This is a genomic window from Microvenator marinus, assembly GCF_007993755.1.
Lineage (GTDB): Bacteria > Myxococcota_A > Bradymonadia > Bradymonadales > Bradymonadaceae > Allomicrovenator > Allomicrovenator marinus.
The window spans coordinates 2,854,862-2,881,421 of sequence record NZ_CP042467.1 but is presented as its reverse complement, the minus strand read 5'-3'; the positions used below and the strand labels follow the sequence as shown (position 1 = coordinate 2,881,421).

Sequence of the window (26,560 nt, the reverse complement as noted above, 5' to 3'; positions counted from 1 at the left end):
TAAAGCCAGCTCTGGCCATTGTTTGAAGACGTCGGAGACTAACACACGAAATTTAAGGGTACAAGTAAACGCCTTGGCGCTCCACCCGAGTTTTTCAGTGTGTGCACATTCCATGATGGATCGCATCCGCCAAGACCTCAGGCGTGAGCTCTGGGACCGACCGTTGCTCAAAGCGAGCCGGAGGCGGGGTAGACGCCAGTTCGGCCAGCGGTGGGTTGTCATAACCGCCACCGTCGTGGTCGATATAGAACGGGTTCGCGAACGCAAAAGGCGTCTGGCCAGGCGCGAGCGGCGCCATATTCCCATTACCCTTTGCCACGATCATCACGTACGAGTCGGCGTCCGCATCCACGCTAAACGTCACGGTCTTAGTGTACCTGCGGTGAACGCTCGAACCTGTCGCCACTACCTCAAGGTCCGTCTCCTCCAGCACTACGGGCACACTCAGCGTAGGCGTCAGTGGTGCCTCCTCGGTTTCACCCGGCGGCGTGACCACGTCCTCAAGATTGATATAGGCCTCAATCTCAGTCACATCCATCCACTCCGGAAGGCTCAATTCCACCTCCACCTCAACGGGCTCGCCCCCTGAGGCGATGGTCTGGCCCAAACCGATCTCTTCCTCAGCACCATTTCTGGCTGTGATGCGCATGAACGGGCCTCGCGAGCCGATAGCTGCTCCTGCATTCGTGGCGCGCGCGAAACCCTCCTCGTCAAAGCTCAAGGGCTCGTCATTCGCCTCGGGCACAAAGACCCATGTGCGCGGCGAGCCACCGAGGTCTCCGTAGAGACGATGGGTGTCGGTTACAGCGGTTGCAGTGGGCGTAAACCCGCGGCCGACCATCGTGAGCCACCAACGGGCTACGCCCCAAAATCGGTTGATAGACGTGCCGTTCATGACTTCAATCGCCGTGAAATCTTCAGACCAGATTCCGGTGTCTCCGGTTTCTGGGTCCACATCCATAGGGTCGAGGCGAATCATCTCGCGGTCCGTGAACGAAAGCCCTCGAAGTACGTCGGCCTTCATGCCGCCGATGTAGCCCGAGCCGTCCGGGTGATTGACCTGAACCACCTGTTCACCTGACTGAGCTCGAGCCCAGGCGATGATATCTGCGGGGTCCATATCGTTTCCTCGGTCCCGACCCCAATCTAGTGCACCACCTCGCCGCGCCTCGGCGTCGTAGGGGACTGGGAACGCATTGTAGTGACCGGTGCTCCCGGTCGTAATCTCTACGCCCACAATGCTCACAAGGTCGGACTCAGCGCCCAGAGCCGCGATGGACGGCGCATAATCAGCGATGATGTCGTGGTCCGTGCTCACGATCACGTCCACGCCTTCGGCCAAGAAGTTCAGGGCACGGTGATCAATAGGAACTGGACTGTCTGGGGATGGCAACGCATGCACGTGGAAGTCCACTGATAGCGCGCCGCTCGTATCCATCACGTGGGCGATTTCGGCCTCGAGAACAAGCTCGTCGCCCGCCGCCAAGTTCACCGGGAATCCCCCGTTTGTGCGCGCATCATAGGGCCACATCGTCCATTCAAAACCTCGTGTGACGGCCACCGTGTACGCGCCCGCAGGGATCGGAATTTCGGCTAAGCCGTCCATCCCCACGTAGACCACACGATACCAATTCGCCGGCAACGAATCCGAGGTCACATCAGCTTCCTGCGAGCTCGCCTGATCCGGGCACTCTCCCTGGCAAATCACGGTCACGCGGCCCGGCGTTGGAGTCCCGTCCGGAGTGGTGATCGCAACCTTCAACAACGCCGGCGCACCGAGCTCAAGGTCCGGAACCGTCAGTTCCTCATCCGCATCTACGGCCACAAACTGAGGAGCTGGAGCCGACGCACCAGGAATTCGCGCCCGGATCGTGTAATTGCCCACGGGCACGCGCATGGAGTAGTTGCCCTCCGAGTCCGTTCGAGTCTGGCCCATCGTTCGTTCAGGGGTTTCGCTTACGGCGCTTACTCGCGCGCCGGCACGCGGCATGCCGTCAGAGTCAAGTACCTTTCCGCTAACCACTCCGGTCTCAAAACCGAGGAGCGGGTATACCTCGTCGAGCATTGTGCTCACATTTCCATCGCCCACGAACTGCCAGTGTGTAGTCTCGGACTGCTCGCCTGGTTGAAGCGTAATCACACCCTCAACGTCTTTGAAATTCCTGTTCGCCAGCGTTCCAAGGATAGTCTGAATACCCGATGCTATCGCCGTCACGCCTGAGACGTAGATGCTCGTGCCGCCTCGCGGAACGCTTGCGCTCAGGTGCTCGCGCGGCTCCGGCACAAACATGGTGCCCTCGTTCTCACTCAAGAATCCGCTGAACGAGACCGCCGCCTCGTTCGTCAGGCCCCCGCCGTTTCCGAAACCACGGTTGGCCCCATAAGGATTGAAGAATCCGCCGTTTCCACCTGCCATCAAGAGGTGCGCGATCACGGCGCTAAACTCCTCGTCCGAGTCGTTTCGCATGGCGGTGACCACCTCGACTCTGAGCTCTCCCGGATGAAGAATATAGTAGATGGTGAGCGTTCCACCGAGCAATTTGTTGAAATCAAAAGGTAGCGAAAGCCCAGGGATAAAGCCGCCGACCATGCCGGGGATATTCAAGTAGTCGCCGAGCTGGATGGTCCCGGTGACAGCGAGCACCGCCGCACCATTTTCGGTCTCGATGACCTCGTACGTGTCAGGATCCAAGGTCTGCGTTGCGTTGATGAACAGACATACCTCGCCCAGGATATCGTCCTGGCTCGGTCCATCCTTGTACGAAACATCTAGAATGTTGCCGCCGTAAGGACACGGGTTCATCACGCGATCGTCGGCCTCGATAAGCACGCGAATATGCTCATTCTCGAGCACCCAATCGCCCACTCTACCGTGCGCAGCCCCGCCTCCAATCAGCTGGTCCTCGTTGTCCACCTGATAGACCGAGGCTTCGCCTTCAACAGGCCGAAGACGGCTTTCTAGATCGATCAGTACTCGACCCTCGCTCGGGCCCAGATCAACGCCCAGGTCGTCTTCGGGCTCAGGTCCTAGGTCGGGGATGCTGATGTCCAGCTCCTCGATCGGTGGAAAGTTTTCACTTGTCTCGTCACCTGAACAGGCGGCGAGTAGAACGGCAATGAATAAAATTCTCTTCATGGCGAAGAGTGTAGCCGTATTTTGAATTGTGGCAAACGTGTGACAAAAAAGCTTTAGCGCTTCTTCTTGGCGCGAGGAGCCTCTTTCTTCTCAACTTTCGGCGCCTTCTCTGCCAACAATTCGCTCGGGTCTTCAGGCAGCTGGCTTTGGAAACGCGAGAATTGTGAGCCGATCTCTTGGGCCACGTTCGGCGCATATTCGCTTGCAGGCGCGCCTTGCATCGCGGCAAAATCAGCGACCAAACTATCGAATTCCTCCACAGCCATCGCCATGACGGTGCGCTTCTTTCGGTACGGCATAAAGCTCGATTTAAAGCCGTCGATCATGAGCTTTCGCAAGTCGCCAACGCCAAGGTTGTAGTGCTGAACGCAACGCCAGAACTCCTCGGTCATCGTCGTATCCGTCACGAGCCGGTTATCCGTATTGATCGTGCAGCGGATCCCGTACGACATGTAGAACGGAAGAGGATGCGATTCAAAACTATCGCACGCCCGAGTCTGCACGTTGGACGTCACACAAACCTCAAGAGGAATGCGGTGATCGTTGACGAAGTTCAGAAGATCGCCGTCCTCGCGAAGGCGCGTGCCGTGCCCGATTCGGTGGGCGCCGCACATATGAATCGCCTGGTGGATGCTCTCGGGGCCGTAGGCCTCTCCGGCATGAATCGTGAGGTTGACGTTATTGTTTCGGATCAGATCGAAGGCCGCCTGATGATCCTTTGGAGGGTTATCAGCCTCGGCGCCGGCGAGGTCAAACCCCACCACACCGCGGTGCTTGAACGCCACGCAAAGCTCAGCCAGACGCAACGAGGACTCCGGCGTGATATGCCGAATCCCGCAGATGATCTGGCCGGTCATGATGCCGTATTTACGCTTCGCTTCGCGCAAACCCTCAGCCACAGCCTCCACAATCACCGGGAAGCTCAGCCCGTTGCGCGTATGAAGGAGGGGCGAATAACGAACCTCCATATAACGCACGTTCTCCTTCGCAGCGTCCTCGGCAAGCTCAAAGGCCGCGCGGTAGAGCGACTCCTCAGTCTGAAGCACGCTCAGCGTGATATCGAACGCCTTGAGATAGTCGCGAAGATCTTCGCAGATTGCGCCCATGCGAATCACCTTCGCGAGCGCCTTCTCATCCTTAGGGTTTTCCGGCAGCGCCACACCTTGCTGCTGCGCCAGATCCAAAATCGTAGATAAACGAAGACTCCCATCGAGATGGACGTGAAGATCCGTCTTGGGCATCTTCTCAATAAATTCGCGTGTGACTTTCATGACAAGACCTCATTTTTAGCTCAGCGCTCTCTAGCACGGGCGACCCACATCGACTAGTCAACTTCATATTCGGGCTGTATTGTCACCCCACATGATTGAGGTGTTATGGGCGTAGTCTACTTGTTTACGTATCTGATCGGGGCCTTCCTGGTCTTCTTAGGTGCTCGAAACACCATTCAAGATGCAATTGAGGGTGTCGAGCTTGAGAATCTACCGATGTTCGGCTTCGGGGTTCTCGTGATCTTGCTAGCTGCAATTCTACAAACCCTGGTGATCAAACGCCGTGGGGACGCTGGACTCTTAGAAGAATTGGCGGATTTCCCGCTCAAGTCCTTCCTGCTTGGCATGGCGGCATGGTTCGTGCCGATGCTCGTCACCTGGATTCAATTCGAACTTCATATGAATCCCATCTATTTCATCCCCTGGTTGACCATCATAGGTGCGATGGCGGTCGTTTGGGCTATTGCTCGCTGGACCACGAGATCCCATAAATACAGTTTCAGCATCGCGTCTGCCCTGGTGGCCTTGGTTGGGCTTCCACTTGGCGCAATAAGCGTGGAGGCTCCTAGTTCACATTATCAGTACCACCTCACGGATCTGCGGACTTCCTTCTACAACACCTCCACCATGGTCCGAGAGACCTATGATTTCGAGGCCCAAGAGCCTGAATTCTACTCCGAACAAAAGTTGATCGGCGATGAGATGGGAGAGTTGTTGAGCGCTCTTGCGAACGCCAAAGAAATCGACATCGAGGAGGAAATCGCCGCGGGGCGCGCCAAATACGATATCAATGGCGAACATATTCTCTGGCTTCAAGAGGATGGTCAGTGGGTCAAAACCGAAGACCGTGAGTCCTTCGATTTTAACAAGGCGATGGATGACGCTGCGAAGAAAGATGCCGAAGAACACGCCAAGAAAGAAGCCGCGAGACGTGCTGCTTTTGAAAAAGAGTTGGAACTCAGGCGTCGTGGTGGCAGACTCTTCAGCAGTCCTTGAGGCGAATCAATGAGCGACGCGAAAGAAAAGAAGGGGTTTATCGACTGGTTCCAAGGCGCAGTGCTCGCCGATCGATACCTCGAAACCGTGCTCGCTGACTGGAAGAACACGCTGCTTTTGCTCTCGCAGGCCCCGATTTTGGCCGCGCTTGCCGTCATGGTTTGGGGGAATGTGGAGAGCGGTACGCCCGCATTATACTTCGTGATGACGCTATCCGTGATCTGGCTCGGCTGTATGGATTCGTGCCGAGAAGTGGTCAAGGAGCGCGCCCTCTTTTTGCGCGAGCGCATGTTCAACCTGAACGTCGCATCCTATCTCTATTCCAAGGCGAGGGTTCTGGCCCTGCTCAACGTGGTTCAGGTCGTAATCTACGCGGTGATCATCCACAAATTTGTGGACACGCGCGTGCCGGTGGGTTGGTCGATCATAAATCTGCTCTTTTCAGCGCTTTGTGGCACATGCCTTGGGCTTCTTATCTCGTCGAGCGTTCGCCGCAGCGATTATGCGGTGGGCCTAGTGCCTTTGGTGATTCTGCCTCAGATTCTCTTCAGTGAGTTTTCCATCGACAAAGACAATTTTGAAGGCGCTAGCCGCTGGGTCTTCAATCTGATGCCTTCCCGATGGGGTTACGAAAGTATGCTCGAGTTCGCAGATAGCGGCGGATCCGAACTCACCGCGGTTGGGAAACTCATGCCGCTCGCGGCCTTTTCGGTGCTCTTCCTCTTTGGCGCCTGGTTCATTTTGCGCCGTCAACGTTACTGATGCGAGATGCCCTTAAGAACTGGGTGGAGAAGCTCCTGAGCGAGGAAGCACGCGCCGCGGTCGTGGCCGATGGATGGCCGCGCCCGATGGTGGATGCAGGATTCTCACGCCACGCCAAGACTTGGGATGTGGATGCGATTTTCGCCGAGGTTGAGCGCGAGCGGCCCGAAGCCGTAGCAAAACAGGTCGCCCATATCTGGCCAGCTCTTCCGGGGGCGGGTATCACGCCCGTGCTCTACGCAGCCGCCGCAGGCGTTGAAACTCAGGTCATTAAAGGCTCAAGTCGCCTTCAGAACTTTACGCGTTTTGCATGTGCACACGCACCGTGTTGCGTTGCACAATTCACGGCCAACTCACCGGAAAACCTCTGGAAAGAAGCCGATATTCTGGTCGTCAGTGGCTCGGATGAAACCATCGAAGACGTAAAGAATTTGGTGTCCCCAAGCACTCGTGTTGTGGGCTACGGACATCGTGTGAGCGTGGTGATTCTTGAAGAAGCGGCAATCTTGGATGCGCATGATGCGGCTCAAAAAATTGCCCAAGACGTTGTGCTCTGGCGCCAACAAGGATGCTTCTCGGTACGAGCTCTCTTCTGGGTGGGGTCGGTGGCTGGGGCTCAAACTTTTGCAGGGGTGCTCGCCGAGAAAATCGCGGACGTGGAGAAGGAGTTTGGAGCTGTCCAGATTGATGCATCCAGCGCCGCAAAGCGCGCGCAGGCAAAGGGTGTAGCTGAGTTAAAGGGCCGAGTTTGGGGTGCCGGGATCGGGTGGACCACCATTTCTAGCGGGAGTTTTCGGGGCGATGCGCCTGGGCTTCAAAGTGTCGGAATCTACGTTGCGGGAACTCTGGATGAGGCACTTTCAAAAGTGGAGCTCGCGTCTCGAAATCGCCAGGGCGTAGCGCTTTTGGCAAGCGATGAGAAGGAATGGGCCGCCCAAATCTTAGCGTCTGGGTTCACGAGGGTTTGTGGACCCGGCGAGCTCCAGACGCCACCGGCCGATTGGCCTCACGATGGCCTACCAAATTCAATCGTCTATACACTCTAACCTCACTTGTTGCTCGCGACTTAGACAAACGTGTCGTATAAGACCGCCATGTCTCTATCGTGTCCTAATTGCGGATTTCAGAATCCTGATAACGAAACGTTATGTCAGGGCTGTGGCCTCGTTTTGCCACCGATGTTGAGCGCGCCTCGCGCTGAGATGACACGTCCCGAAATCTCCACGCAAAGTCTCTCGATGCCGGCGCTAAAGCCGGGTCCCGCACTGGGCGCTCCTCCGGCTGACCTTGAGCGCGATCCTTCCCAAAAGAGACCGGCCCAAAACACGCATTCAGAACTCAAAAAGGTCCCTAAGAATGGCACCGACGCGTTCGCCATGCCCGCACCGCGCGAGGCGCCTGAGATTTCCATCGACGCACCTTGCCTGAGAATTGGGTACGACGCGGAAAACGATCTCGTAATCCCGCGCCCGATGGTCTCTGGGTTTCACGCGCGCATTGCACTCGTCGAGAAACGCTACGTTCTGGAAGATTTGGGGTCCACCAACGGAACCACCGTAAACGGCCACCGCGTTAGCCGAGCATGGGTGAATCCGGGCGATGAGATCGGACTCGGGTCCTACAAATTTACGCTCAATCAAGATGTGACGCAGCGCCTCTTGCCAGACAATGACCACAGACCTACTCAGGCCATCGCAGTCAGCGGAGGCCTGATCCGCCCCATCACCATCGGGCGAGAACCTGATTGCGATATCATCCTCGATGCCCCTCAGATTTCGCGTCATCACGTGCGGATCACCTGGGCCGGAAATGGCTGGAGAGTCGAAGACCTAGATTCGGCGAACGGCGTTGCGGTCAACGACCGAACAAACCTGGTCAAATCGGCGCTCGTCCAAGACGACGACGTGCTCTTCCTCGGCAGCTATCGATTTCCGGTGAATCGAATTCGGGACTTTATGGACCCGAATCTCTCGTCGTCGGACGCAGGCCAAATGCCGCTCCCGACCGACAAGGACGTCATCACCATAGGGCGTGGACAGGACAACGATATCGTCATCGACGCACCTCAGATCTCGAGGCACCACGCGCGCCTGATTCGTGCGCACGGAGAGCTCTGGCTCGAGGACCTCGACTCCGCAAACGGCACGTTCGTCGACGGAAAAAAGATCAAGCGTGCCAAAATCGACCCTGAAAACACCGTGAGTTTTGGCTCGTATGCGGTTCGCCTCGACATGGCGCGCGGCGCGATTCAGCGCTCATACAAGGGCGATATTCTCCTCCAGGCCGAGAACGTGCGTGTCGAGTTCAAGAGCGGTAAATCCGTCGCGAGGATCCTCGATGGGATCTCGTTTACGGTCTATCCCACCGAGTTCATGGGGCTTTTGGGGCCTTCTGGCTCCGGAAAGACCACCCTCTTGATGAGCCTTATCGGCTATCTGAAACCCACGTACGGCCGCACGCTTATTAACGGAGACGACCTTTCGCTCAACTACGATCGTTTTCGCGGCGCCATAGGTTACGTACCTCAAGACGATATCATCCATCATCAACTCACGGTCTACGAGGCGCTCTATTACACGGCTAAGCTAAGGTTGCCTCCCGATACGAGCGATGAAGAAATCGAGCGCCGAATCATGCAAGTCCTCATGGATTTGGAGATCGAACAGACTCGAAATCTGCGCATCGGAACGCCCGAACAAAAGGGCATATCCGGCGGTCAAAGAAAGCGCGTCAACCTCGCCCTGGAGCTCCTGACCGAGCCTAGCCTTTTGTGTTTGGACGAGCCTACAAGCGGTCTTGCGAGCGAAGATGCGCTCAATGTCTTGCGACTTCTCAGAAAGCTCGCCGACGGTGGTCGAACCATCTTGTTGACCGTGCACCAGCCGTCTCCACAGGCCTACCGGCTCCTCGATAACGTGCTCTACCTCGCAGAAGGCGAACAAGTTTATTACGGGCCAGCGTTTCCCGATTCGCTCTTCTATTTTAACCCGGAAGTTCGGCCGGGCACGCCGGAGGCCGAGACGATACTTGGTGATCCGGGCAATTGTATGCGCCCCATTGTGGAGGCTTCGCGCGCGGGTGAGCCCATGGAGACTTTCGCGGCGAGGTTCAGGCAGAGCCGGTATCACGCGGAATATGTCGAAGATCGAAAGAAGAACCGCGCCGGTGTTGCGGTGACAGGTTCGGGCACGCGAAAGAAACCCAAGTTCTCCGTGCGCCAGTGGTTTACGCTCTGCCGTAGATACCTCGCAGTAAAAGTCAAAGACCGGCTCGGCATGTTCATTCTGCTCGTGCAGGCGCCGATCATCGCAATATTGCTCAATATGGTCTTCGTGGCGGAGGTAGAAGGCGTAATGAGTCGCCTCCAGTTTACGCCCTATGCGTTGTTCCTGCTGGTGATCTCGGCGATTTGGTTCGGCTGCTCGAATGCGGCGCGCGAGATTGTAGGCGAACAAGCCATCTACCGCCGCGAGCGAATGGTCAATCTCTCGGTCCTGGCCTACGTGCTGAGCAAGTTCACTGTTTTGGGGCTTCTCTGCCTTTTCCAATGCGCGACGCTCCTGCTCCTGACGTATTTCGCGCTCGATTTCTGGGGTAACCCCATCTACCACCTCGGCCTGCTCTGGTGCGCCGCGATGGTTGGGGTTGGGATGGGGCTCTTTCTCTCGGCCATCGTTCGTACCACCGAGGCGGCCATGGCCCTGGTACCGCTCTTGCTGATTCCCCAGGTTATTTTGGGCGGCGCGATCATGCCCGTGGCCGAAATGAACTTGGCCACGAAGGTGCTTGCGCACTCCACAGTGAGCCGCTGGGCGTTTGAAGGATTCCTCCAGACCGAACACCTCTCCGACGCCTACGAAATGAGCGCGTCGGACTACCCGAAACCCATCGCGCCCGGCCTGCCTGCGCCTCCTCCTCCACCGAACCCGATCGACCGGTTCTTCGGCGATACTGAGACCCGTCTGCGCATCGACTTTGCGGTGCTCGCCGGTCTCGCGCTCTTGACGCTCTTTGGTGTGGTCCTTGTCCTAAAAATTAGAGAACGATGATAATCGACGCACACGTCCATCTGATCGGTGTCAACGGCGCCAAGGGCTCGTTTGTGAGCAAACGAATGAGCAGTGGCGTCGTATTCTACGGCTTGTCTCGCTTGCTCGGCCTGCGCGGGATTTCACGCGATAAACTCGATTCTGCCTATCGCTCACGGCTGGTTGAGTGGGTCCACGGATCGGATGTGGATGCGGCGTGCCTCTTGGGGCTCGACGCGATCTACGACGCCAAGGGCAAAATCGATGAAGCCAGAACTCATGTATACGTCTCAAACGATTACGTACTTGACGTCGCTCGTGAGTCCGAACAGCTGCTCCCTATTTGCAGTGTAAACCCCATGCGTCGAGATGCGATCGACGAGCTCGAACGCGTTGTTGAGGCAGGCTCAGTGGCAATCAAATGGCTACCCAATAGTCAGGACTTCGACCCGGCAAACCCTGACTTTGCGCCGTTTTACGAGAAGATGGCCGCCCTGGGGGTGCCGCTCCTGACTCACACTTCGTTTGAACACACCATCCCGCCGGTCAACCAACTCTGGGGAAAGCCAGGGCGCCTCAGGCTGCCGCTCGAGTTGGGTGTGCGCGTGATCGCCGCGCATTGTGCGGGCGCGGGCACGGCTCATTTCTTCGAGGAGGATTTTGGAGACTGGCACGATATGCTCTCCGAATTCCCGAATCTCTACGGCGATATCTCGGCCATGGCTTCGATCTCGCGCTTCCAGTACCTCTCCAAAGTGCTCGCAAGCGAGCTCGCCCGCTCACGCGTGATCTACGGTAGTGATTTTCCCGTACCCATCTCGCCCGTGGTCTTCGCGCCAAAGCTTGGCCTAAAGGCCGTGCGCGACCTGAACGCGCTCGATAACCCGCTTCAGAAGAATTTCGAGACTATGCGCGCCATGGGCGTGGACGACTCTATCCTGCATCGAGCACACAAGGTGCTCCGAGTCTCAGATTTCTGCTGATCGAAGTCCCCCCAGCTTTTCAGAAATTCGAGGATCGATCGTTCTGCAACGCCCATTCCACGCGGTCGAAGCCGTGCGCACGATTGGCATAACTCGTGCTTCCTAAAGGTTAGTTGATCAAATATGTGAGTTTTTGCTCCAGATACGCTAAACTCCATCTTTGCGCCGAACCTGAGAGGACCTGAATGCGACAATCCATCTTGCTTTCGCTCTTACTTACCATGAGCGCCATCGTTGTAGGTTGCCCGGAACCAGAGCAGTCCACACCTGTGGATGTTTTCAAACCGAACTCATTTGGCAATTATTCAACGAACTTCCAGCCTCAAATTCTCTCGGAAACACGCCTGAATTTCGGCGATATGGATGCCGGCGAGTCGAGCAGTATTCCTCTCGAGATCCGCAACGTCGGTAAGGAAGTCCTCATCATCTCTGGGTACGAAAGCACAGCAGAATTCGAAGTGCGGGGATTGGATGAAGAACTATCCGTTCCCGTCGGTGAGTCTGTCATGATTCGAGTGAACTACCGTGCACTCGATGAAGAGCCGCGAAATGGTGAGCTCGTCATTTTCTCAAATGACCCCGAAAATCCGCGATGGAAGGTGGAGATTTTCGCGAACCAGCGTTTCCCGTGTCTCGCGATCGAGCCGCAAGCCGTGGACTTTGGGACCGTAGACCCCTTTCTGAACGAGACTTCGTCGCGCGATCTCAAGATATCGAACTGCTCATCGAACGCGACCACCACCTTCATGCTCGAAGACCTGGTGGGAGAAGGCTTTGAGGCGCCGCTGTCTCGAGACGAAACCTCCTTAGAGCCCGGTGAATTTGTTGAGATTTCCCTCACCTTTGTACCTACGCGCTCAGGCGCCTACGAAGGGCAGTTGATCGTGTCCTCCAACGACTATTTCGAGGAGCGCAAAGTCGTCGAGCTTCGTGGTTACGGAAAAGACCGCGAGTGCCCGGTGGCCATCATCACGGGGTCCAACCCACAGGGACAAACGGTCACAGCAAACCCAATCAACGTGATCGATGCACTCCCGCTGGATAATATTGAACTGAGTGCCGGAGATTCTTACGATCCCGAAGGTCAGTCCGTGACTTATGAGTGGTCTTTGGTAGGCCGGCCGCAGGATAGTGCGGCGCGACTCGAGCCGAACCTCGGCTCGGAAAACGTACGGCTTTGGTTGGACCTCGCCGGTGAGTACATGGTGGACCTGAGAGTGGTTTCGGAATTCGGCGTGCCCTCCTGTCAAACAGCGCGTCTCAGGGTTCGCGCAACTGCCGACCAAGACATCCACATTCAACTGGTCTGGGATACCCCGAACGACCCGAATCAACAGGATTCATCGGGTGCCGATATGGACGTCCACCTGGTTCATCCCAACGGGCAATGGGATCAGACGCCCTACGACTGTTTTTGGAGAAACCTCAACCCAGACTGGGCTACGCCGCGCGAGGTTCGGCCTGACGGAACCCAGACGGGCTGGGACGATGACCCAAGCCTCGACATTGACGACGTGAGTGGTTGGGGGCCGGAGAATATCAACCTCGATAATCCTCAGAACGTTCGGTATAGCGTGGGCGTCCACTACTTCGCTCACCATGGCTATGGCTCAAGTTACTCCACCATCCGAGTCTATATCGGTGGCGTGCTCGTTCACGAAGCTCCTCGCAAGCTCATGGGTGACCAGGACTTCTGGCACGTAGCAGATATCGACTGGGCTGCGCGTCAGGTGATCCCAGTAGACACCCTTCAACGCGGGTTCCCCGAGTAGAAAAAGCCGCCTCTACCGCTGTGCTTGCGATAATTGAACATGTCGTTATGATGCGCGGCATTAGCCCAGCGAGGTAGCTTTATGTATCGTCACTTTCTGTATGGATTTGTTGCTCTTGTTCTTGTGGGTGGATGTACGGATGACCCAGCGTCCTCGGTAATCTTTCCGCCAAACAACACCAACACAGGGACCAACAACAATACCGTTGAGCCTCCGAACAACACCAATCAAGCCGATATGCCGGTGGATATGACGGCGCAGAGTTGCACCACGCATCAAGAGTGTGAAGCACCAGAAGTCTGCGTCTACGACCTCGAAACCGGGCTTGGCGAATGTGGAACTTCAGGACCGGGGACCACCGGTGACGTATGCTCAACAGGCGCCGAATGCCAGTCTGGAATCTGCCTCAACGGCATCTGTGCCGACCCTTGCGGAACCTGCCCAACAGGGTTTGTGTGTGAGACTTCACAGATTCCGTTGACCTCAGGCGGGACCTTTGACCTCGACGTCTGCATCCCAGAACCAAACCCCTGCCTTAGTGACTCAAACTGCGCCAATAACACGGTCTGTGTGGTAGACCGAACCGATGCGGTCGACCCATTGCTTTGCCGTGCTCCCGTTGGCGATCTAGACCTCGGCGAGTCGTGCAGCATGGATTCAGAATGCCGAAGCAACCTCTGCGTGGACGGAGCCTGCACCAAGCCATGTGAGCGCCCCAACGATTGCGCCACCGACGGCTCCTACCTCTGCCGAACCACCGACATCTCCGAAGGTGGCGCCGCAAACGAAGTCGCGATCTGCGTGCCACGCCCCGAAGACGAGTGTCTCTCCGACTCGCAATGCCCCACAGGCCGCTGCATCGCGACCAAGACCAGCACCGCCATAACCTTCTCATGCGGCGCCCCGAATTCAGGTGGTGGCGAGACCGGAGACACGTGCGCCGCCGACTCGGATTGCGCCCAAAACTTGTGCCTCAACGGCCTCTGCGCCGCTCCATGTCAGGCCGGAGGCGATTGCGCCAGCGCCCCAGACTTCTCCTGCCAACTCTCGTCCATCGAGGTGAGCGCGGGGACCGCCAACGCTTCGGTTTGTGTTCCACCCGTAGAATGTGAAAACCGCGATGCGTGCCGCGCCTCCGAGACCTGCTTCGTACGCGCCTCAAACGCCGGCGTAGACCTCTTTTGCCGTGCACCCAACGCGGGCGGCGGAAATCTGGGTCAGGTCTGTACCTCCAACGCAACCTGCGGTGCCAACTACTGCCTCGAGACGCGTTTCCGAGACGTCTGCACGAACCCCTGTCAGACCAACGCAGACTGCCCAACGGCCGGTTATATCTGTGGAAGCGTCGATGTCGACTTCCAGGGAGGCCAAGAGGCCGTGTCCATGTGTGTCCCCGTGGCTCCAACGCCTTGTACCTCCAACACCTCATGTCCTTCGGGGCAGCGTTGCTCCATCATCGAGAATACCTCAAATGACGGGCTTGAAGCGGTATGCGTGCCTGTCACCGGTGGACTCGCGAGCGGCACGGCGTGTACCCAAGACAACGATTGTGCAAGCCTTCTTTGTACCAACGGATTCTGCTCCGACGTCTGTACAGACGCCAATCAGTGCGGAAACAACCAGCTTTGCCAAGACAGAACGGTGGTCAAAGGCGGCCTCAGCGGGGATTTCCAAATCTGTGAAACGCTCGCTGATCAAGGCTGCTCGGACTCGTCCTCATGTACAGATGGCGTCAGGGTCTGCAGTGATATCCGGCTCAACGCCTCGAACACTTACGAGACCTTCTGCGAGTTGCCAAATAACGCAGCCGCGGGCCAGCTTGGCGACCCATGTACCACCAATTCTCAGTGCCGTGAGAATATCTGCCTTCAGGGAACCTACTGCTCCGTGATTTGTAACGATGACACCGATTGCGCCTCAGGTCAGGGCTGCACCACCTTTGGCTACTCCTCCATGGGTACCGTGACCCAGCTCGGCTTCTGTGTGGACGTCTGCACCGACAACACCGACTGCTCCAACGGAAACGTCTGCACCATCAGCCCAGACACCATCGCGAACGATGTGGACCTGATCTGCGAGGCGCCGATCGGCACCAAAGACCTAGGTGATACGTGCGCCAACGGGGGTGAGTGCATCTCAGGCCTCTGCTTGACGTCCTTTGCTTACAACAACACTCAGTGCAACTCGGACGCCCAGTGTGCCCAAGACGAGTCCTGTGAGTGCCCCGTGGACGACCCAATTTGCGCCGACGCTGATAAGCGTTGCGCCACCACCGAGCTCGCCTGTACGCGAATCTGCGACGGCAACGAAGATTGCTCGGGCGGTGTGGCAGGCAACGAACTCACGGAGTGCGCCAATGACGTGGTGGTCCAGCGACCACAAGGCGGAACCAAGCGCATCTCGACGTGCTCGCGCGCGAATTGACGCGCTGAGTTTGTGGCGCTAGGAAACATTTTGAAATATCGAGCCGCTCAGGGATGGTCCAATTTTCGCGGCAAGAGGTGATGGTATGTTGAAATCCTATATTGTAGCGGCTGTCCTCGGACTTAGCCTCGTGGCCTGTGAAAAGAAAGATGCTCAACCTGAGAGCGCCCCAGCTGATGCGCCTGCAGAAGCACCAGCGGACGCGCCTAAGGTTGAAGAAACCCCGCCAGAGGCCGCTGATTCTCCAGAGCCGGGAGCGGCGTCACAACAGGGCAAGCTTGAGCTTCCCGAAGATCTAGGCGCTGGCGAGACCAAACTCTACGGCTCTCGGTTCACGATCATCGAAGAGCCTTTGACGCTCGCCGCTGCCGTCGAAAAAGCAGCTGAGCATCCTGGCCCTTTTAAGATCGACGCCACCATGGAGCAGGTTTGCGCCAAGAAAGGCTGCTGGTTCACGCTCGCCGGTGAAGGTATCGACAAGCCCATCCGTGTGCGCATGAAAGACTATGGCTTCTTCGTTCCACGAAACGCTGCGGGTTCAAGGGTCATCGTGGAAGGTGAGTTGACCGCACGCGAAATGCCAGCGGACGAAGCAAAGCACTACGCTGAGGACGAGGGCAAATCCCCCGAAGAGGTAGCCAAGGTCGGTGCGACCAAGGTCTATGAATTCACGGCAACCGCCGTAGAAGTCACCATGCCCAAGGGCTAAGGGTGTCCGAGCGAACTCAAGACACGCTCGCGAATCTCACCATCTTACAACATAAGAAGGGGTACCGGTTTGGCATAGATGCCGTGCTCCTCGCCACGGATCTCGCCGAGATCGTTGGGCCGCGTGTGGCCGAGCTCGGCGCGGGTCAAGGTGCGGTTAGCCTCGCCATCGCCACACAATTTCCCAATGCCGAAATCCTTGCGATTGAGCGCCAAGACGGCCTTTTTGAGCTCCTCGAAGAAAACGTGAGCACCAACCAGTTCGCGGCGCAAATCACGTGCATTCAAGCTGATATTCGCGCCCTTCGCGACACCCGAAAGGACCTCGCTCAGACTATGGATTTGGTGGTCTTTAACCCGCCGTTTTTCGCGCCGGGCTCCGGACGGCTAAGTCCTAATCAGGAGCGGCGCGAGGCTCATCAAACCCTTCACGGTGGAATTCCGGAATTTCTTGAGGTTTCGCGCTGGTTGCTAAAGCCGCGTGGCCGCATCAAAGCTATTGCGCCGCCCTCAAAGCTCGCGGAGTTCTTTGGGGTCTGCGCCGTTTCGGATCTCGGTCCAGAGTCTTTGAGGATGGTCCACGCGCGGGCGCATGACGACGCTTATCTTGCCGAAGTTGTACTTCGCCGTGATTTCCAAGGCGAGCTCGTGGTAATGCCTGCGCTTGTTGTTCATGAAAACCACGAGTTTTCGCCCGAAGTTCAAGCCCGTTTGGAGTTGCAATGCCAAGCTCAAAACTGATTCTCTTCCTCCTCGTGTTGGGGAGCTGCGCGTGCTCGAGCGCGCCTGAGATACCAGCCGACCAGGTGGCGAGGATGGGCGTTGAAAACGGCGTGGTTGCTGCGGCTGAGGCATCCGAGGATATTGGCGTGGTCGAGACCAAAATTCGCTACAACCCCGCGCGCTGTGAGTGCCCCGACTACGAGGTATTTCTCTACGGCGGCTGGAAGCGTGTTTTTCTCACGGGGCCGTTGAACACGGTCTCGGAGCTGCAAAATCGCATGACATCTAGATCCCTTGAGATCGCTCGGGTGTCCGGCAGGCTCACAGATGCCACACGGCTTTCGCGTGAAAACGTACGATTTGAGGTCTTTGAACTGGAATGAAACCGATGAAATCTTTTGTGTTGTTGGGTTTGGGGCTTCTGGTCTTTGGGCTCGGTACGCCGGCCGCGGCAATGACTTCTGCTCAGAAGTCGAAAGTCCTCGGCTGGACCGCCACCGGCAATGAAATCGTGGTGGAACGTGAACATCTCGGCCAGCTCATGGTGGATGATGTCGCGCAGGAATTCTATTTTGAGACGACTTCGACCTACCGTGCGAAAGACGGCAGCCAACTCCTCACCTACCGGCGTGGCGAGCTCAGTGGGCCTAAGCACCCGGTTTGGGAGGGCGCAAAAGAGGCCGGTCAACTCGATAAGTTCCTTGAGACCGCGGGCTTGATGCAAGCCCAGGAGTCGTGGCTTAGTCCCGACCAGAAATCCCTCTTGGCCCTGACCGAGAGAACCACATTTAGCGAGGAGTCTCGTTGCGAAGTCCACCAGCGCGTCGTGCTCATGCGCCCGGACGAGGCCAAGCTCTACGTCGTTCACGACCAGGTCGCACGTGGTGAGCACTCGGCATCTCGGGATTTAGCGACCTGTCCGCAGGTTAAAGTCCGCGCGTTTTGGCATCCGTCTTCTAAGCTCTGGGTTCTCGAACGAGAGCGAACGCGGCCCGATTACAAATGGACGCTGATTCCCGGAAGCCTCGAGTCGCTGGAAGAATACGCCGATTCGACCTTTGTAACGTCCCACTTCAATCGTGACTTGGTGATGTCCAAGCTTGAAGACGGGGTGGTCAAGGACGCGTTGCGAGATACCTTCAATGGGCAGCTAAAATCCGGACTCTCCAAAATTGCGCAAGATCCCTCGGGCTCCAAGTCTAAGGTCCTTCTGATGGCGTTGCTCTTTGCCCTCGACCAGAACGCAGACCCTGCCAAGAAGCTGCTTAAAGACCGATCGCTTCGAGAACTTTCATTCCTCGAAGAAGGCCTCAAGGCAGCCGTTCAGACGGCGGTTGGGGACGTCAAGGCCGCCACAAAGACTATCAACGCGTTGGTCAAAAGTGCATCCTCTTGGGAGGAACTTGCGGCGGTCGCTGGAGTGTTCTCTCTGGTAGATCTCAACGTCTCCAACGAAATTTACGTGCATGCGCTGAGCCACGAGACTGCGGCGGAGGCGGACACGAACCGAGCCTACACAGCCATGATTCAGGGCTTGATCGAAGCAGGGCAACTCAACGCTGCACAGAGCCTAATCGACAAACTCGATTCGCTCGACTCGGCCCAGAAGCTTCTAATGGTCTCCTTGAACCTCGCCTATAAGCGCCCACAGCTCGCCAGGGAGACTCTGGAGACGATCTTGGCGGCAGAGCCGGGAAGATGTGCCGCTTGGGCAGCGAGCGCACGTATGGCGGCCATGGAGCGTCGGATGGGGGACGCGCTCGAACACTACCGAGCGGCAGCCACGTGTAACCCGTTGTTGGTTGATGCATCTTTTTATGTGGCAGACCTGGAGCTAAGGCGCGGCGATTTGAAGCTCGGGAAGGTGTATCTGCAAAAATTCATCGACCACACGATCGGAAGAAAATCGGATTTGGCGCGCCAGGTCCGACTGGAGTGGGCACAACAAGGCCTCAAGCGCCTTGAGCACCAAGGCGCCGTGCTGCTGACCACATCATGTTTTCCGAGCAACACCAGAACGGTGTGTCAGGGCACGGTGTTCAATACGTCTGAAGAAACGTTGAACGCCGTGGAAGCTCGGGTCTCGGCCAAAGACAAGCGCGGACGCCTCAAAACGCTCGGCAGTGCCTCGGTGGACGAGCTGGCTCCGGGCGCCACAGCGACGCTGAGTGTAATGGTTGACGAAGAACCTACAGTCATGAGCGTGGGCCGCGATCCTGCCGAACATAAGACCAACGAAGTGGACATCCTATGAAGAAATTCTCCGTCTTAATCGCCATCTTCTTGGTCATGAGTTCCGCAGCTTGGGCCCAAGATAACCAGGTCAAAGCCGTTAAGGTCTATCCGAGCGTGGACCTCAAGATGCCTGTGCAAATGACCCAACCTCTGCGGCCGCATTCGACCATGAAAAACGTATGGTGGGTGGTGGAACAGCAGGGTAGAATTGTACGTTTTCATGGCGATGAAAAAGAGCCAAAAGCGCAAGTTGTGATGGATATCAGAAAGTCAGTGAAATCGGGCGGAGAGCGCGGCCTTCTAGGTCTTGCATTTCATCCTAAGTTTCATGATAACGGATTCGCATTCGTCAACTACACCTATCAAAAAGACGACGACTTGATCACTCGGATCGCGCGGTTTGAATCCAAGGATTTTGGCAAGACCTTTGACCCTGAGACCGAAGTAAGCGTGATGGAGTTCGAGCAGCCTTATGGAAATCATAATGGCGGCCATATTGCGTTTGGTCCTGATGGCCGACTCTATATCGGGATTGGCGATGGTGGTGCCGCGGGCGACCCGCAAGACCATAGCCAGAGAGCCGAGACGATTTTAGGCACAATCGCGAGGATTAACGTAGACAAGCTCCCTTACACGGTGCCCGCCGATAATCCGTTTGTGAAAGGCGGTGGTCGCTCCGAGATCTTTGCCTGGGGCCTTAGGAATCCGTGGAAGTTCAGCTTTGACCGAAAAACCGGCGACCTCTGGTCGGCCGACGTGGGTCAGAATGCATGGGAGGAAGTCAACATTGTGGAACTCGGCAAGAACTACGGTTGGCGTGTTCTGGAAGGCACGCATTGCTACAACCCCAAGAACGATTGTGATCGCGAAGGCATGGAGCCTCCGGTCACCGAGTACCCGCACTCGGAGGGGCAGTCTGTGACGGGCGGGTATGTCTATCGTGGCTCAAAGATTCCCGGAATTCAGGGGCACTATATCTTCGGGGATTTTGTATCCGGAAAAATCTGGAGCTTTGACCCAAAGACCAAGGAGCGGAAGTTGTTGATGGACTCCGGCAAGGCTATTTCGACATTTGTTGAGGCGGCTGATGGTGAACTTGGGTTCCTCGACTATACTTCTGGGGATATCTATACTTTTGCCCCCAAGTAGACGCAGGGTATGTTAAGGAAGTAAATGCCCAGAAAATGGAGCGAAAATATCGGTTTTTTTGGATTTCTCTCAGCTGTCTTCACCTTGATTGTTTGGGTCGGCAATGACTATTGGATCGAGGTCTTTGAAGACGATGAGCCGAGCGTCAGCGCCGGCAAAGTCAGCAACGGCGGGCTCGTCAACGGCAAACGGCTGCCAAGCTCAGGCCCAAACTTCCAGACTTACTCAAGGCTCGGCTCACTCATCGGCCGAACCTGCGTTCACCATGCCGTCCGCGATACCATTGTGGACTCTTATTCAGAGGTCTTTCAGGTCAACCCAGAATGGCGGTTCGTCTACGGCGAAACAGGGTGGTGTACCGGTGGGCCCTTTGAGCCACACAAGACGCACCAAAACGGGCTTTCCGTGGATTTCATGATTCCCATTCGGGACAACGGCGTCTCCACACCGCTTCCAACGTGGCCGTGGAACAAATGGGGATACAACCTTGTCTTCTCGGACTCCGGAAAACTCAACGACTGGGTGATTGACTTTGATGCTCTGGTCGCTCACTTACATGCTTTGGACAAGGCAGCCAAAGAGCATGGGCTCAAGATCGAGAAAGTCATCCTCGAGCCACCCCTGCATGACGAAGTTTTTAAGGCGAAGGACGGCAAGAAGCTTAAGCGACTGCCTTGGATGGAAAAGGCCGCCTGGGTCCGCCACGACAACCACTACCATGTGGATTTTAAGGTTGTAGACTAAGGGCCGCGGCACCAAGCGTGCCGGCACCATCCCCTAATTCTCCAAATGCGATTCTCAAGTCTTCGCGTGCCGCATCCAGCACCAGCGGCACTACCTTGCGCAAGGTTAGGTCTCTAAAATTCTCTAAATTCTCGAGAACTCCGCCTCCAAGCAAGAGAAGGCTCGGATTCAGCACGGTCAACGCATTCGCGATAGCCAGGGCCAAATAGCTCGTGTTTTTCTCCCAGAGTTCGGTCCAGACCGCCACGTCTCGGTATTGGGAATCTACCAACGCGAGGTCAATGGCGTTCGGGTCTTCAAACCCCGGCAGACCGTGCTCGGCCGCCAGCGCGTAGACTTGCTTCTCAAGGTGTACACCGCCTGCGTAGGCCTCCACACATCCGTCTTGGCCGCATCCGCAGCGCCTTCCACCGACGACCACCTTGACGTGCCCCAACTCGCCAGCCTTGCCGCCAGCGCCGATCACGAGCCTTCCATCCGCAATGATAGCGCCGCCCACACCGCTACCAACCCACGCCGCGAGCACATCGGTCGCACCTTTCGCCGCACCTGCCACGTACTCGCCCCAGAGAACGGCGTTCAAATCATTCACAACGGCGAGCCGGTCAGAACCAAGTCCGAGCAACGTGCTCAACTCCGCCTTGAAGGCCACGTTTCTCCATCCGAGATTCGGCGCATTGTAGACCATGCTCCCGTCGGCGCTCATCTGGCCGGCGAGCCCCACGCCCAGACTTTCGATGCCTGAGAAGCCTTCAAGAGCCGACTTGATCTGCCCCGCAACACCCGCAGGTGACATGTCGTCGCGCACACGGATCTTGAGCCGTTCAACGCTTTTCCAGTCGTCGTCGAACGCCTCCACCCTCAGATGGGTACCGCCCACATCAACGCCGACTCTCACGCGAGTGCCTTCGCGATTCGGTCCACGCCTTCTTTGATGATCTCGTCCGAAGTCGCGTAAGAAAGTCTCAAGTGTCCGGGCGCCCCGAATGCGCTCCCAGGAACCAGAGCGACCTTCGCCTCGTCCAGTAAATATGCCGCGAGCGCCAAGTCATCTGCGAATCGTTTTCCCTCACCGCAGAAGCTAGAAAAGTCTGGGAAGACGTAGAACGCACCGCCAGGAACTGGGCAGCTCACACCCTCAATCGCGTTCAAAGCGTCGCAGATCAAGGTTCGTCGGCGTTTGAAGATATCGCACATGCCCGCAATGACGTGGTCGGGAAGTTTCAACGCGTCCAGGGCTCCAAACTGCGCGAAAGTCGTCGCGTTGGAAGTCGACTGACTTTGCAACTTGGACATGGCTTTGGTGACCGCCGCTGGCGCGATGGAATAACCAAGGCGCCAGCCGGTCATCGCGTAGGCCTTTGAAAAACCGTTGAAGGTCACGGTCCGGTCCTCAAGCTCGGGATTGACCTGCACAAAATCCGCCGAAATTTCCTCGTCGAAGACCAGCCGGTCGTAGATCGCGTCGAAGAAAATCGTGACGTCCGGGAAGTCCTTCAGCACGTCGCCAAGCGCCTTGAGCTCGGCTGCCGAATACACAGACCCCGTGGGGTTCGATGGCGAGCAGAGAATCAGCCCACGAATCGCCGGGTCTTTGAGCTCGTCGCGCAATTGCGCCGCGGTAAGTTTGAAATCCGTCTCGATTCCAGCCAGCGGCGTTATGGGATCCGCCCCTGCCAAGAGGACCTGTGCCGGATAGCTCACCCAGTACGGTGCCGGGATGATCACCTTGTCGCCGGGCTCAAAAAGCGCAAAAACAGCGTTAAAGAGCGCCTGTTTTCCGCCCGTGCTCACAATCACATTCGACACCGAAACCTCGCGGCCACGTCGCGCGTAATCCTTGGCGATGGCCTCTTTCAAGGCGGGCAGGCCGTCAGAAGCGATATAGCCCGTCTTGCCCGCATCGAGCGCTGCCTTTGCGCCCTCGCGGACCGGCATCGGCGTAGGGAAGTCCGGCTCGCCGGCGCTAAATGAGATCACGTCGATGCCCTCGGCCTTCATGGCTTGGGCTTTCGCGCTGATCGCAAGGGTGGGGGATGGTTGCACGCGGGATAGGCGACTGGCGAGTTTCAAGGCTAACCTCGTTCTAGGAATTTATCGTGGAGTCTCTTGGCCACATGAGGCGGGACCATTCCGGTGACATCACCACCAAAGAGAGCGACCTCTTTGATCAGGCTTGAGCTGACGTAAAAATGCGCCTCTTCGGTCATCATAAAGACGGTCTCGATATCGGGCGCAAGCCTACGGTTCATGTTGGCGAGCTGCAGTTCGTACTCAAAATCGCTCACCGCACGAAGCCCGCGCAGAATCACTTTGCAGCCGCGCTGGCGCGCGTAATCCACAAGCAGCGTCTGCGTAAACGTGTCGATCTCGACCCGATCTTCCGGAAACGATTGACGGATGAACTCGACGCGCTCCTCAACGGTAAATAGCGCGGAAGATTTCCGCACGTTGTGGGCCACAGCGACGATGATGCGATCGAAGACCTCGAGCCCACGCTCCACAATCGATACGTGGCCGTTTGTGAGGGGATCGAAGCTTCCTGGATAAATGGCGAGTTGAGACATGGCTTTCTCTTACGTTCGAGCGCGTTTCGTTGCAAGCAAAGATCGGGATCGCTAAGGTAGGTGCCTGTTGAAGGAGGACCGTTGCGCATTTATCTACTAATCATCGCCATTTTCGTCTTTGGCGCCTGCTCGGATTCGAACCCGGGCCCCGCGGCCCCGCTGGATATGGCCAATACTGCCGACCAGTCCACGTTCTGCGAGCCTGGCGCCCGAGTCTGCAAGGACCTCCTCGTCTCGCAGGTTTGTGCGGCTGACGGGAGCGCGTGGCGAGACGAGACGTGTGACGCTGAACTTAGGTGTAATGAGGAAAACGGCCAATGTATGCCGGAGATTTGCACCCCCGGAGCCTTTGACGGCTGCACCGATACGGGGCTGATTCGCTATTGCAACACCTCGGGTACGGCCATTGTGGAGAACGTCTGCCCGGGCAATGCCCTCTGCGAAGACGGAGCCTGCGGAACGCCGCAATGCGAAGTCGGCGAGACCCGATGCATCGGCACCCGCGAACTCGAGGTCTGCAACGAGGCCGGGGTCCGTGTGCCCGGTGGAAGCTGTCCCCTCGGCACCGAATGCTTCAACGGCGTCTGCGAAGAACTCTGCGAGCTGAACAAGAAGATCTCGAGCTATATCGGCTGCGAGTATTGGTCCGCCGACCTCGACAACTACGATGACGCGCTCAGCCAACCCCACGCAATCGTGGTCTCCAATATCAACCCGGAGCTCGATGCGAATGTGGAGCTATGGCTTGGCGAGTCCGAAACCCGCCTAACCACTGACGCGAACGGCCAACCTTTCCAGCAGACCATTCGCCCCGGCGAGGCCGCAATTTACTCGATTCCCGTGGGCTATGACCACTCGGGTACACGCGTTTTGACCGACAAGGCCATTCGGGTCACCGCAAATATCCCGATCATCGCCTACCAGTTCAATCCGCTGAATAATGTGGATGTTTATTCGAATGACGGCACCTTGCTCTTGCCAACCAATGCGCTCGGCAACGAGTACTGGGGCATGTCGTGGCCTTACAGGCAGGGGCCTGGCCTAAGAGGCTTTCTGACGGTCATCAATTCCAGCGGCCAGCCGAATCGCATCACCATCAGACCTAGCGCGCAGGTGCTCGCTGGTCCAGATATTCCGGCCATGGAGCCCGGCACGGAACGTACCATCGAACTCCTCCCCGGGCAGTCGCTGAATCTCACGTCTTCTGGCGTTGAGTACGATGCGGCAAGGGAAAGCGGGTGCTTGCAAGATTCCGAAGGGCCGCCGCAAAATGTCCTTCCATGTCCGGATCTGACCGGTACCCATATCCTCGCCGAACAGCCCATCACTGTCTTTGGTGGCCACCAATGCGCCAACGTGGTGCAAGGGGTCAACCGTTGCGACCATATCGAGAGCGTACTCTTCCCCGTGAGCGCATGGGGGCAGAATTATGTGGGGTCCAAGTTCAAACCACGCGCGGCCGGCGACTTCCCCGAGCCGGACGTCTGGCGCATCGTGGCGGCTGAGGACAACACTCAAATCCAAACACAGCCTGTCATCGAGGGCATTCACGGACAGCGGCTCAACGCGGGCGAGTGGCGGCAATTTGAATCCACCACCTCCTTTGTACTCGGCGCGAGCAAACCCGTCTCACTTGCGCAGTACATGGTGGGGTCCAATTGGTTTGGGATTCCTCGAATCTGCAACACCGGAATCGACGCGCAAAACCCCACGGGCATTGGCGATCCGGCGATGGCCCTCGCCGTCCCTGTAGACCAATTCAGGCGCGACTATCTCATCCTGACGCCGCAAAACTACACCGAGGACTATATCAACGTGGTGGTGCCAGCTGGCCGAGAGGTCCGCTATGACGGAACCCCGATTGAGCGCTCCAAGTTCACCCCGGTCGGAAACGGCACGTTTGAAACCACTGTGATACCGGTCACCGACGGCTTCCACCGATTGGACGGCGACGCCCCCTTTGGTGTAACGAGCTACGGCTACGCCTGTCACGTCTCGTACGCGTACCCAGGCGGACTCAACCTCGAGGCTATCAGTGAACGCGATTGAAAAGTTAACTCCCGAGCTCAACACACAGGTCTTGGCGTGTTGTGCGGGGCAAAATGTGGTGCCCACTAACGTGGAGCTTCTGGAGCGAGTGCTTGTCTTGAGCGTCTCCGAGCAGCCCTCAACGTCAGTGCTAGAAACCCTGGGCCGAGAACTCAAAACGCTCGGTTTTCGATGGGTAGCGATGGATTTGGAAGGCCTATGATTGCGCAAAAGATCGATGCGATTGTGGACGAGATGCGTGGCCTCGAGAAGGTGGTGGTCGCGTTTTCGGGTGGTGTGGATTCGGCGGTCGTTGCGGCTCTTGCCGCCCGTGCCCTTGGCCCCAAAGCCCTCGCCGTTACGGCTGTGTCCGAGACGCTCGCCGGGCGTGAACTCGAGGAGGCTAAGGAGCTCGCTCGTGAGATCGGAATCGCTCACGAACTCATGGCTTTTAGCGAGCTCGACGATGATAGGTTCCGTGAGAACACCCCTTCGCGCTGTTTTTTCTGCCAGTCCATGCGTTTTGACCACTTGAGGCAGATTGCGGATAAGGTCGGCGCCGAGGTGCTCGCGTCTGGGACTAACGCCGACGACACCGGGGACGATAGACCTGGGCTTGAAGCCATGGCCGCCCGCGGAATCTATCAGCCGCTCCTCAAACACGGCGTCCATAAGGCGGATGTGCGCGCTATGGCGCGCGAGCTGGGTCTAAGCGTTTGGGATAAGCCCGCCGCGGCCTGCCTTTCGTCCAGAATTCCGCACGGCACGGAAGTCACCTTTGAGCGCCTTCGTCGAATCGAACTCGCTGAGGACTCCCTGCATAGTTATGGGTTTGTTCACTCGCGAGTGCGCGACCATAAGGGCGTTGGGCGAATTGAGCTCAGCCCTGAAGATTGGACGAGAGCGCTTGAGCCTGAGACCCGAGCCGCCCTGGTCCGTGAGATTCGCTCGGCCGGATTTGACCGTGTACTCCTCGACCTCTGCGGCTACCGACCCGCTGGGAAGCAGTAGGGTCCGGGAACACCACACCCCAT

21 protein-coding genes are annotated in these 26,560 nt (G+C 57.3%); 16 read left to right on the top strand and 5 right to left on the bottom strand.

Annotated elements, in window-relative coordinates:
• Positions 1–94: 94 nt before the first annotated feature.
• Together FRD01_RS11730 and add are read right to left on the bottom strand one after the other, a co-directional pair.
• Positions 95–3,136: a CehA/McbA family metallohydrolase gene (locus FRD01_RS11730; RefSeq protein ID WP_146959839.1), complete on the bottom strand. Its 3,042-nt coding sequence runs from the start codon at positions 3,134–3,136 to the stop codon at positions 95–97.
• A 53-nt stretch (positions 3,137–3,189) separates the two neighbouring features.
• Complete coding sequence (gene add / locus FRD01_RS11725; protein WP_146959838.1) at positions 3,190–4,407, bottom strand: adenosine deaminase; 1,218 nt, start codon at positions 4,405–4,407, stop codon at positions 3,190–3,192.
• Positions 4,408–4,512: 105 nt separating this feature from the next.
• On the opposite strand from add, the gene FRD01_RS11720 reads away from it, so the two are divergent.
• The 13 genes from FRD01_RS11720 (at position 4,513) to FRD01_RS11660 (ending at position 20,931) form a co-directional block, all read left to right on the top strand.
• Positions 4,513–5,403: a hypothetical protein gene (locus FRD01_RS11720; RefSeq protein WP_146959836.1), complete on the top strand. Its 891-nt coding sequence runs from the start codon at positions 4,513–4,515 to the stop codon at positions 5,401–5,403.
• A 9-nt stretch (positions 5,404–5,412) separates the two neighbouring features.
• On the top strand, positions 5,413–6,165 hold the full coding sequence (locus FRD01_RS11715) for an ABC transporter permease (protein WP_146959834.1): 753 nt from the start codon (positions 5,413–5,415) through the stop codon (positions 6,163–6,165).
• Positions 6,165–7,211 (top strand): acyl-CoA reductase, encoded by a 1,047-nt coding sequence (locus tag FRD01_RS11710; protein ID WP_146959832.1) that lies wholly within the window; start codon positions 6,165–6,167, stop codon positions 7,209–7,211. The genes FRD01_RS11715 and FRD01_RS11710 overlap by 1 nt, the downstream gene beginning before the upstream one ends.
• Positions 7,212–7,259: 48 nt before the next feature.
• Positions 7,260–10,214 (top strand): FHA domain-containing protein, encoded by a 2,955-nt coding sequence (locus FRD01_RS11705; protein ID WP_146959830.1) that lies wholly within the window; start codon positions 7,260–7,262, stop codon positions 10,212–10,214.
• The gene (locus FRD01_RS11700; RefSeq protein ID WP_146959828.1) at positions 10,211–11,176 is read left to right on the top strand and encodes an amidohydrolase family protein; all 966 of its coding nucleotides are present in this window, start codon (positions 10,211–10,213) and stop codon (positions 11,174–11,176) included. Before FRD01_RS11705 ends, FRD01_RS11700 begins: the two co-directional genes overlap by 4 nt.
• Before the next feature lie 185 nt (positions 11,177–11,361).
• Positions 11,362–12,948 carry a choice-of-anchor D domain-containing protein gene (locus FRD01_RS11695; protein ID WP_146959826.1) on the top strand — a complete coding sequence of 529 codons (1,587 nt, stop codon included), beginning with the start codon at positions 11,362–11,364 and terminating at the stop codon, positions 12,946–12,948.
• Positions 12,949–13,029: 81 nt separating this feature from the next.
• Complete coding sequence (locus FRD01_RS11690) at positions 13,030–15,372, top strand: hypothetical protein (protein WP_146959825.1); 2,343 nt, start codon at positions 13,030–13,032, stop codon at positions 15,370–15,372.
• 85 nt (positions 15,373–15,457) lie between these two features.
• Complete coding sequence (locus tag FRD01_RS11685; protein WP_146959823.1) at positions 15,458–16,081, top strand: DUF4920 domain-containing protein; 624 nt, start codon at positions 15,458–15,460, stop codon at positions 16,079–16,081.
• A gap of 2 nt (positions 16,082–16,083) precedes the next feature.
• Positions 16,084–16,821 carry a tRNA1(Val) (adenine(37)-N6)-methyltransferase gene (locus tag FRD01_RS11680; protein ID WP_249756200.1) on the top strand — a complete coding sequence of 246 codons (738 nt, stop codon included), beginning with the start codon at positions 16,084–16,086 and terminating at the stop codon, positions 16,819–16,821.
• Positions 16,803–17,186, top strand: a complete 384-nt coding sequence (locus FRD01_RS11675; RefSeq protein ID WP_146959820.1) for a hypothetical protein — start codon at positions 16,803–16,805, stop codon at positions 17,184–17,186. Before FRD01_RS11680 ends, FRD01_RS11675 begins: the two co-directional genes overlap by 19 nt.
• A 5-nt stretch (positions 17,187–17,191) precedes the next feature.
• Complete coding sequence (locus tag FRD01_RS11670) at positions 17,192–19,057, top strand: FxLYD domain-containing protein (protein WP_146959818.1); 1,866 nt, start codon at positions 17,192–17,194, stop codon at positions 19,055–19,057.
• Complete coding sequence (locus FRD01_RS11665; protein ID WP_146959816.1) at positions 19,054–20,187, top strand: PQQ-dependent sugar dehydrogenase; 1,134 nt, start codon at positions 19,054–19,056, stop codon at positions 20,185–20,187. Before FRD01_RS11670 ends, FRD01_RS11665 begins: the two co-directional genes overlap by 4 nt.
• 24 nt (positions 20,188–20,211) lie before the next feature.
• Positions 20,212–20,931: a penicillin-insensitive murein endopeptidase gene (locus tag FRD01_RS11660; RefSeq protein WP_146959814.1), complete on the top strand. Its 720-nt coding sequence runs from the start codon at positions 20,212–20,214 to the stop codon at positions 20,929–20,931.
• Here FRD01_RS11660 and FRD01_RS11655 read toward each other — a convergent pair.
• The 3 genes from FRD01_RS11655 to coaD are packed head-to-tail and all read right to left on the bottom strand — an operon-like array spanning position 20,915 to position 23,498.
• Positions 20,915–21,829 carry an ROK family protein gene (locus FRD01_RS11655; RefSeq protein ID WP_249756199.1) on the bottom strand — a complete coding sequence of 305 codons (915 nt, stop codon included), beginning with the start codon at positions 21,827–21,829 and terminating at the stop codon, positions 20,915–20,917. The genes FRD01_RS11660 and FRD01_RS11655 overlap by 17 nt on opposite strands.
• Positions 21,826–23,004: a pyridoxal phosphate-dependent aminotransferase gene (locus FRD01_RS11650; protein WP_249756198.1), complete on the bottom strand. Its 1,179-nt coding sequence runs from the start codon at positions 23,002–23,004 to the stop codon at positions 21,826–21,828. Before FRD01_RS11650 ends, FRD01_RS11655 begins: the two co-directional genes overlap by 4 nt.
• Before the next feature lie 2 nt (positions 23,005–23,006).
• Entirely contained in the window at positions 23,007–23,498 is a 492-nt protein-coding gene (gene coaD / locus FRD01_RS11645; RefSeq protein ID WP_146959810.1) for a pantetheine-phosphate adenylyltransferase, read from the bottom strand.
• A gap of 81 nt (positions 23,499–23,579) precedes the next feature.
• Between coaD and FRD01_RS11640 the strand changes: the two genes are divergently transcribed.
• Genes FRD01_RS11640 through larE form a run of 3 tightly spaced genes read left to right on the top strand, consistent with a single transcriptional unit; the run spans position 23,580 to position 26,537 of the window.
• Positions 23,580–25,547 carry an IgGFc-binding protein gene (locus tag FRD01_RS11640; protein WP_146959808.1) on the top strand — a complete coding sequence of 656 codons (1,968 nt, stop codon included), beginning with the start codon at positions 23,580–23,582 and terminating at the stop codon, positions 25,545–25,547.
• Positions 25,534–25,749, top strand: coding sequence for a hypothetical protein (locus tag FRD01_RS11635; RefSeq protein WP_146959806.1), 216 nt, complete (start codon positions 25,534–25,536; stop codon positions 25,747–25,749). Before FRD01_RS11640 ends, FRD01_RS11635 begins: the two co-directional genes overlap by 14 nt.
• On the top strand, positions 25,746–26,537 hold the full coding sequence (gene larE, locus FRD01_RS11630; RefSeq protein WP_249756197.1) for an ATP-dependent sacrificial sulfur transferase LarE: 792 nt from the start codon (positions 25,746–25,748) through the stop codon (positions 26,535–26,537). The genes FRD01_RS11635 and larE overlap by 4 nt, the downstream gene beginning before the upstream one ends.
• Positions 26,538–26,560 lie beyond the last annotated feature (23 nt).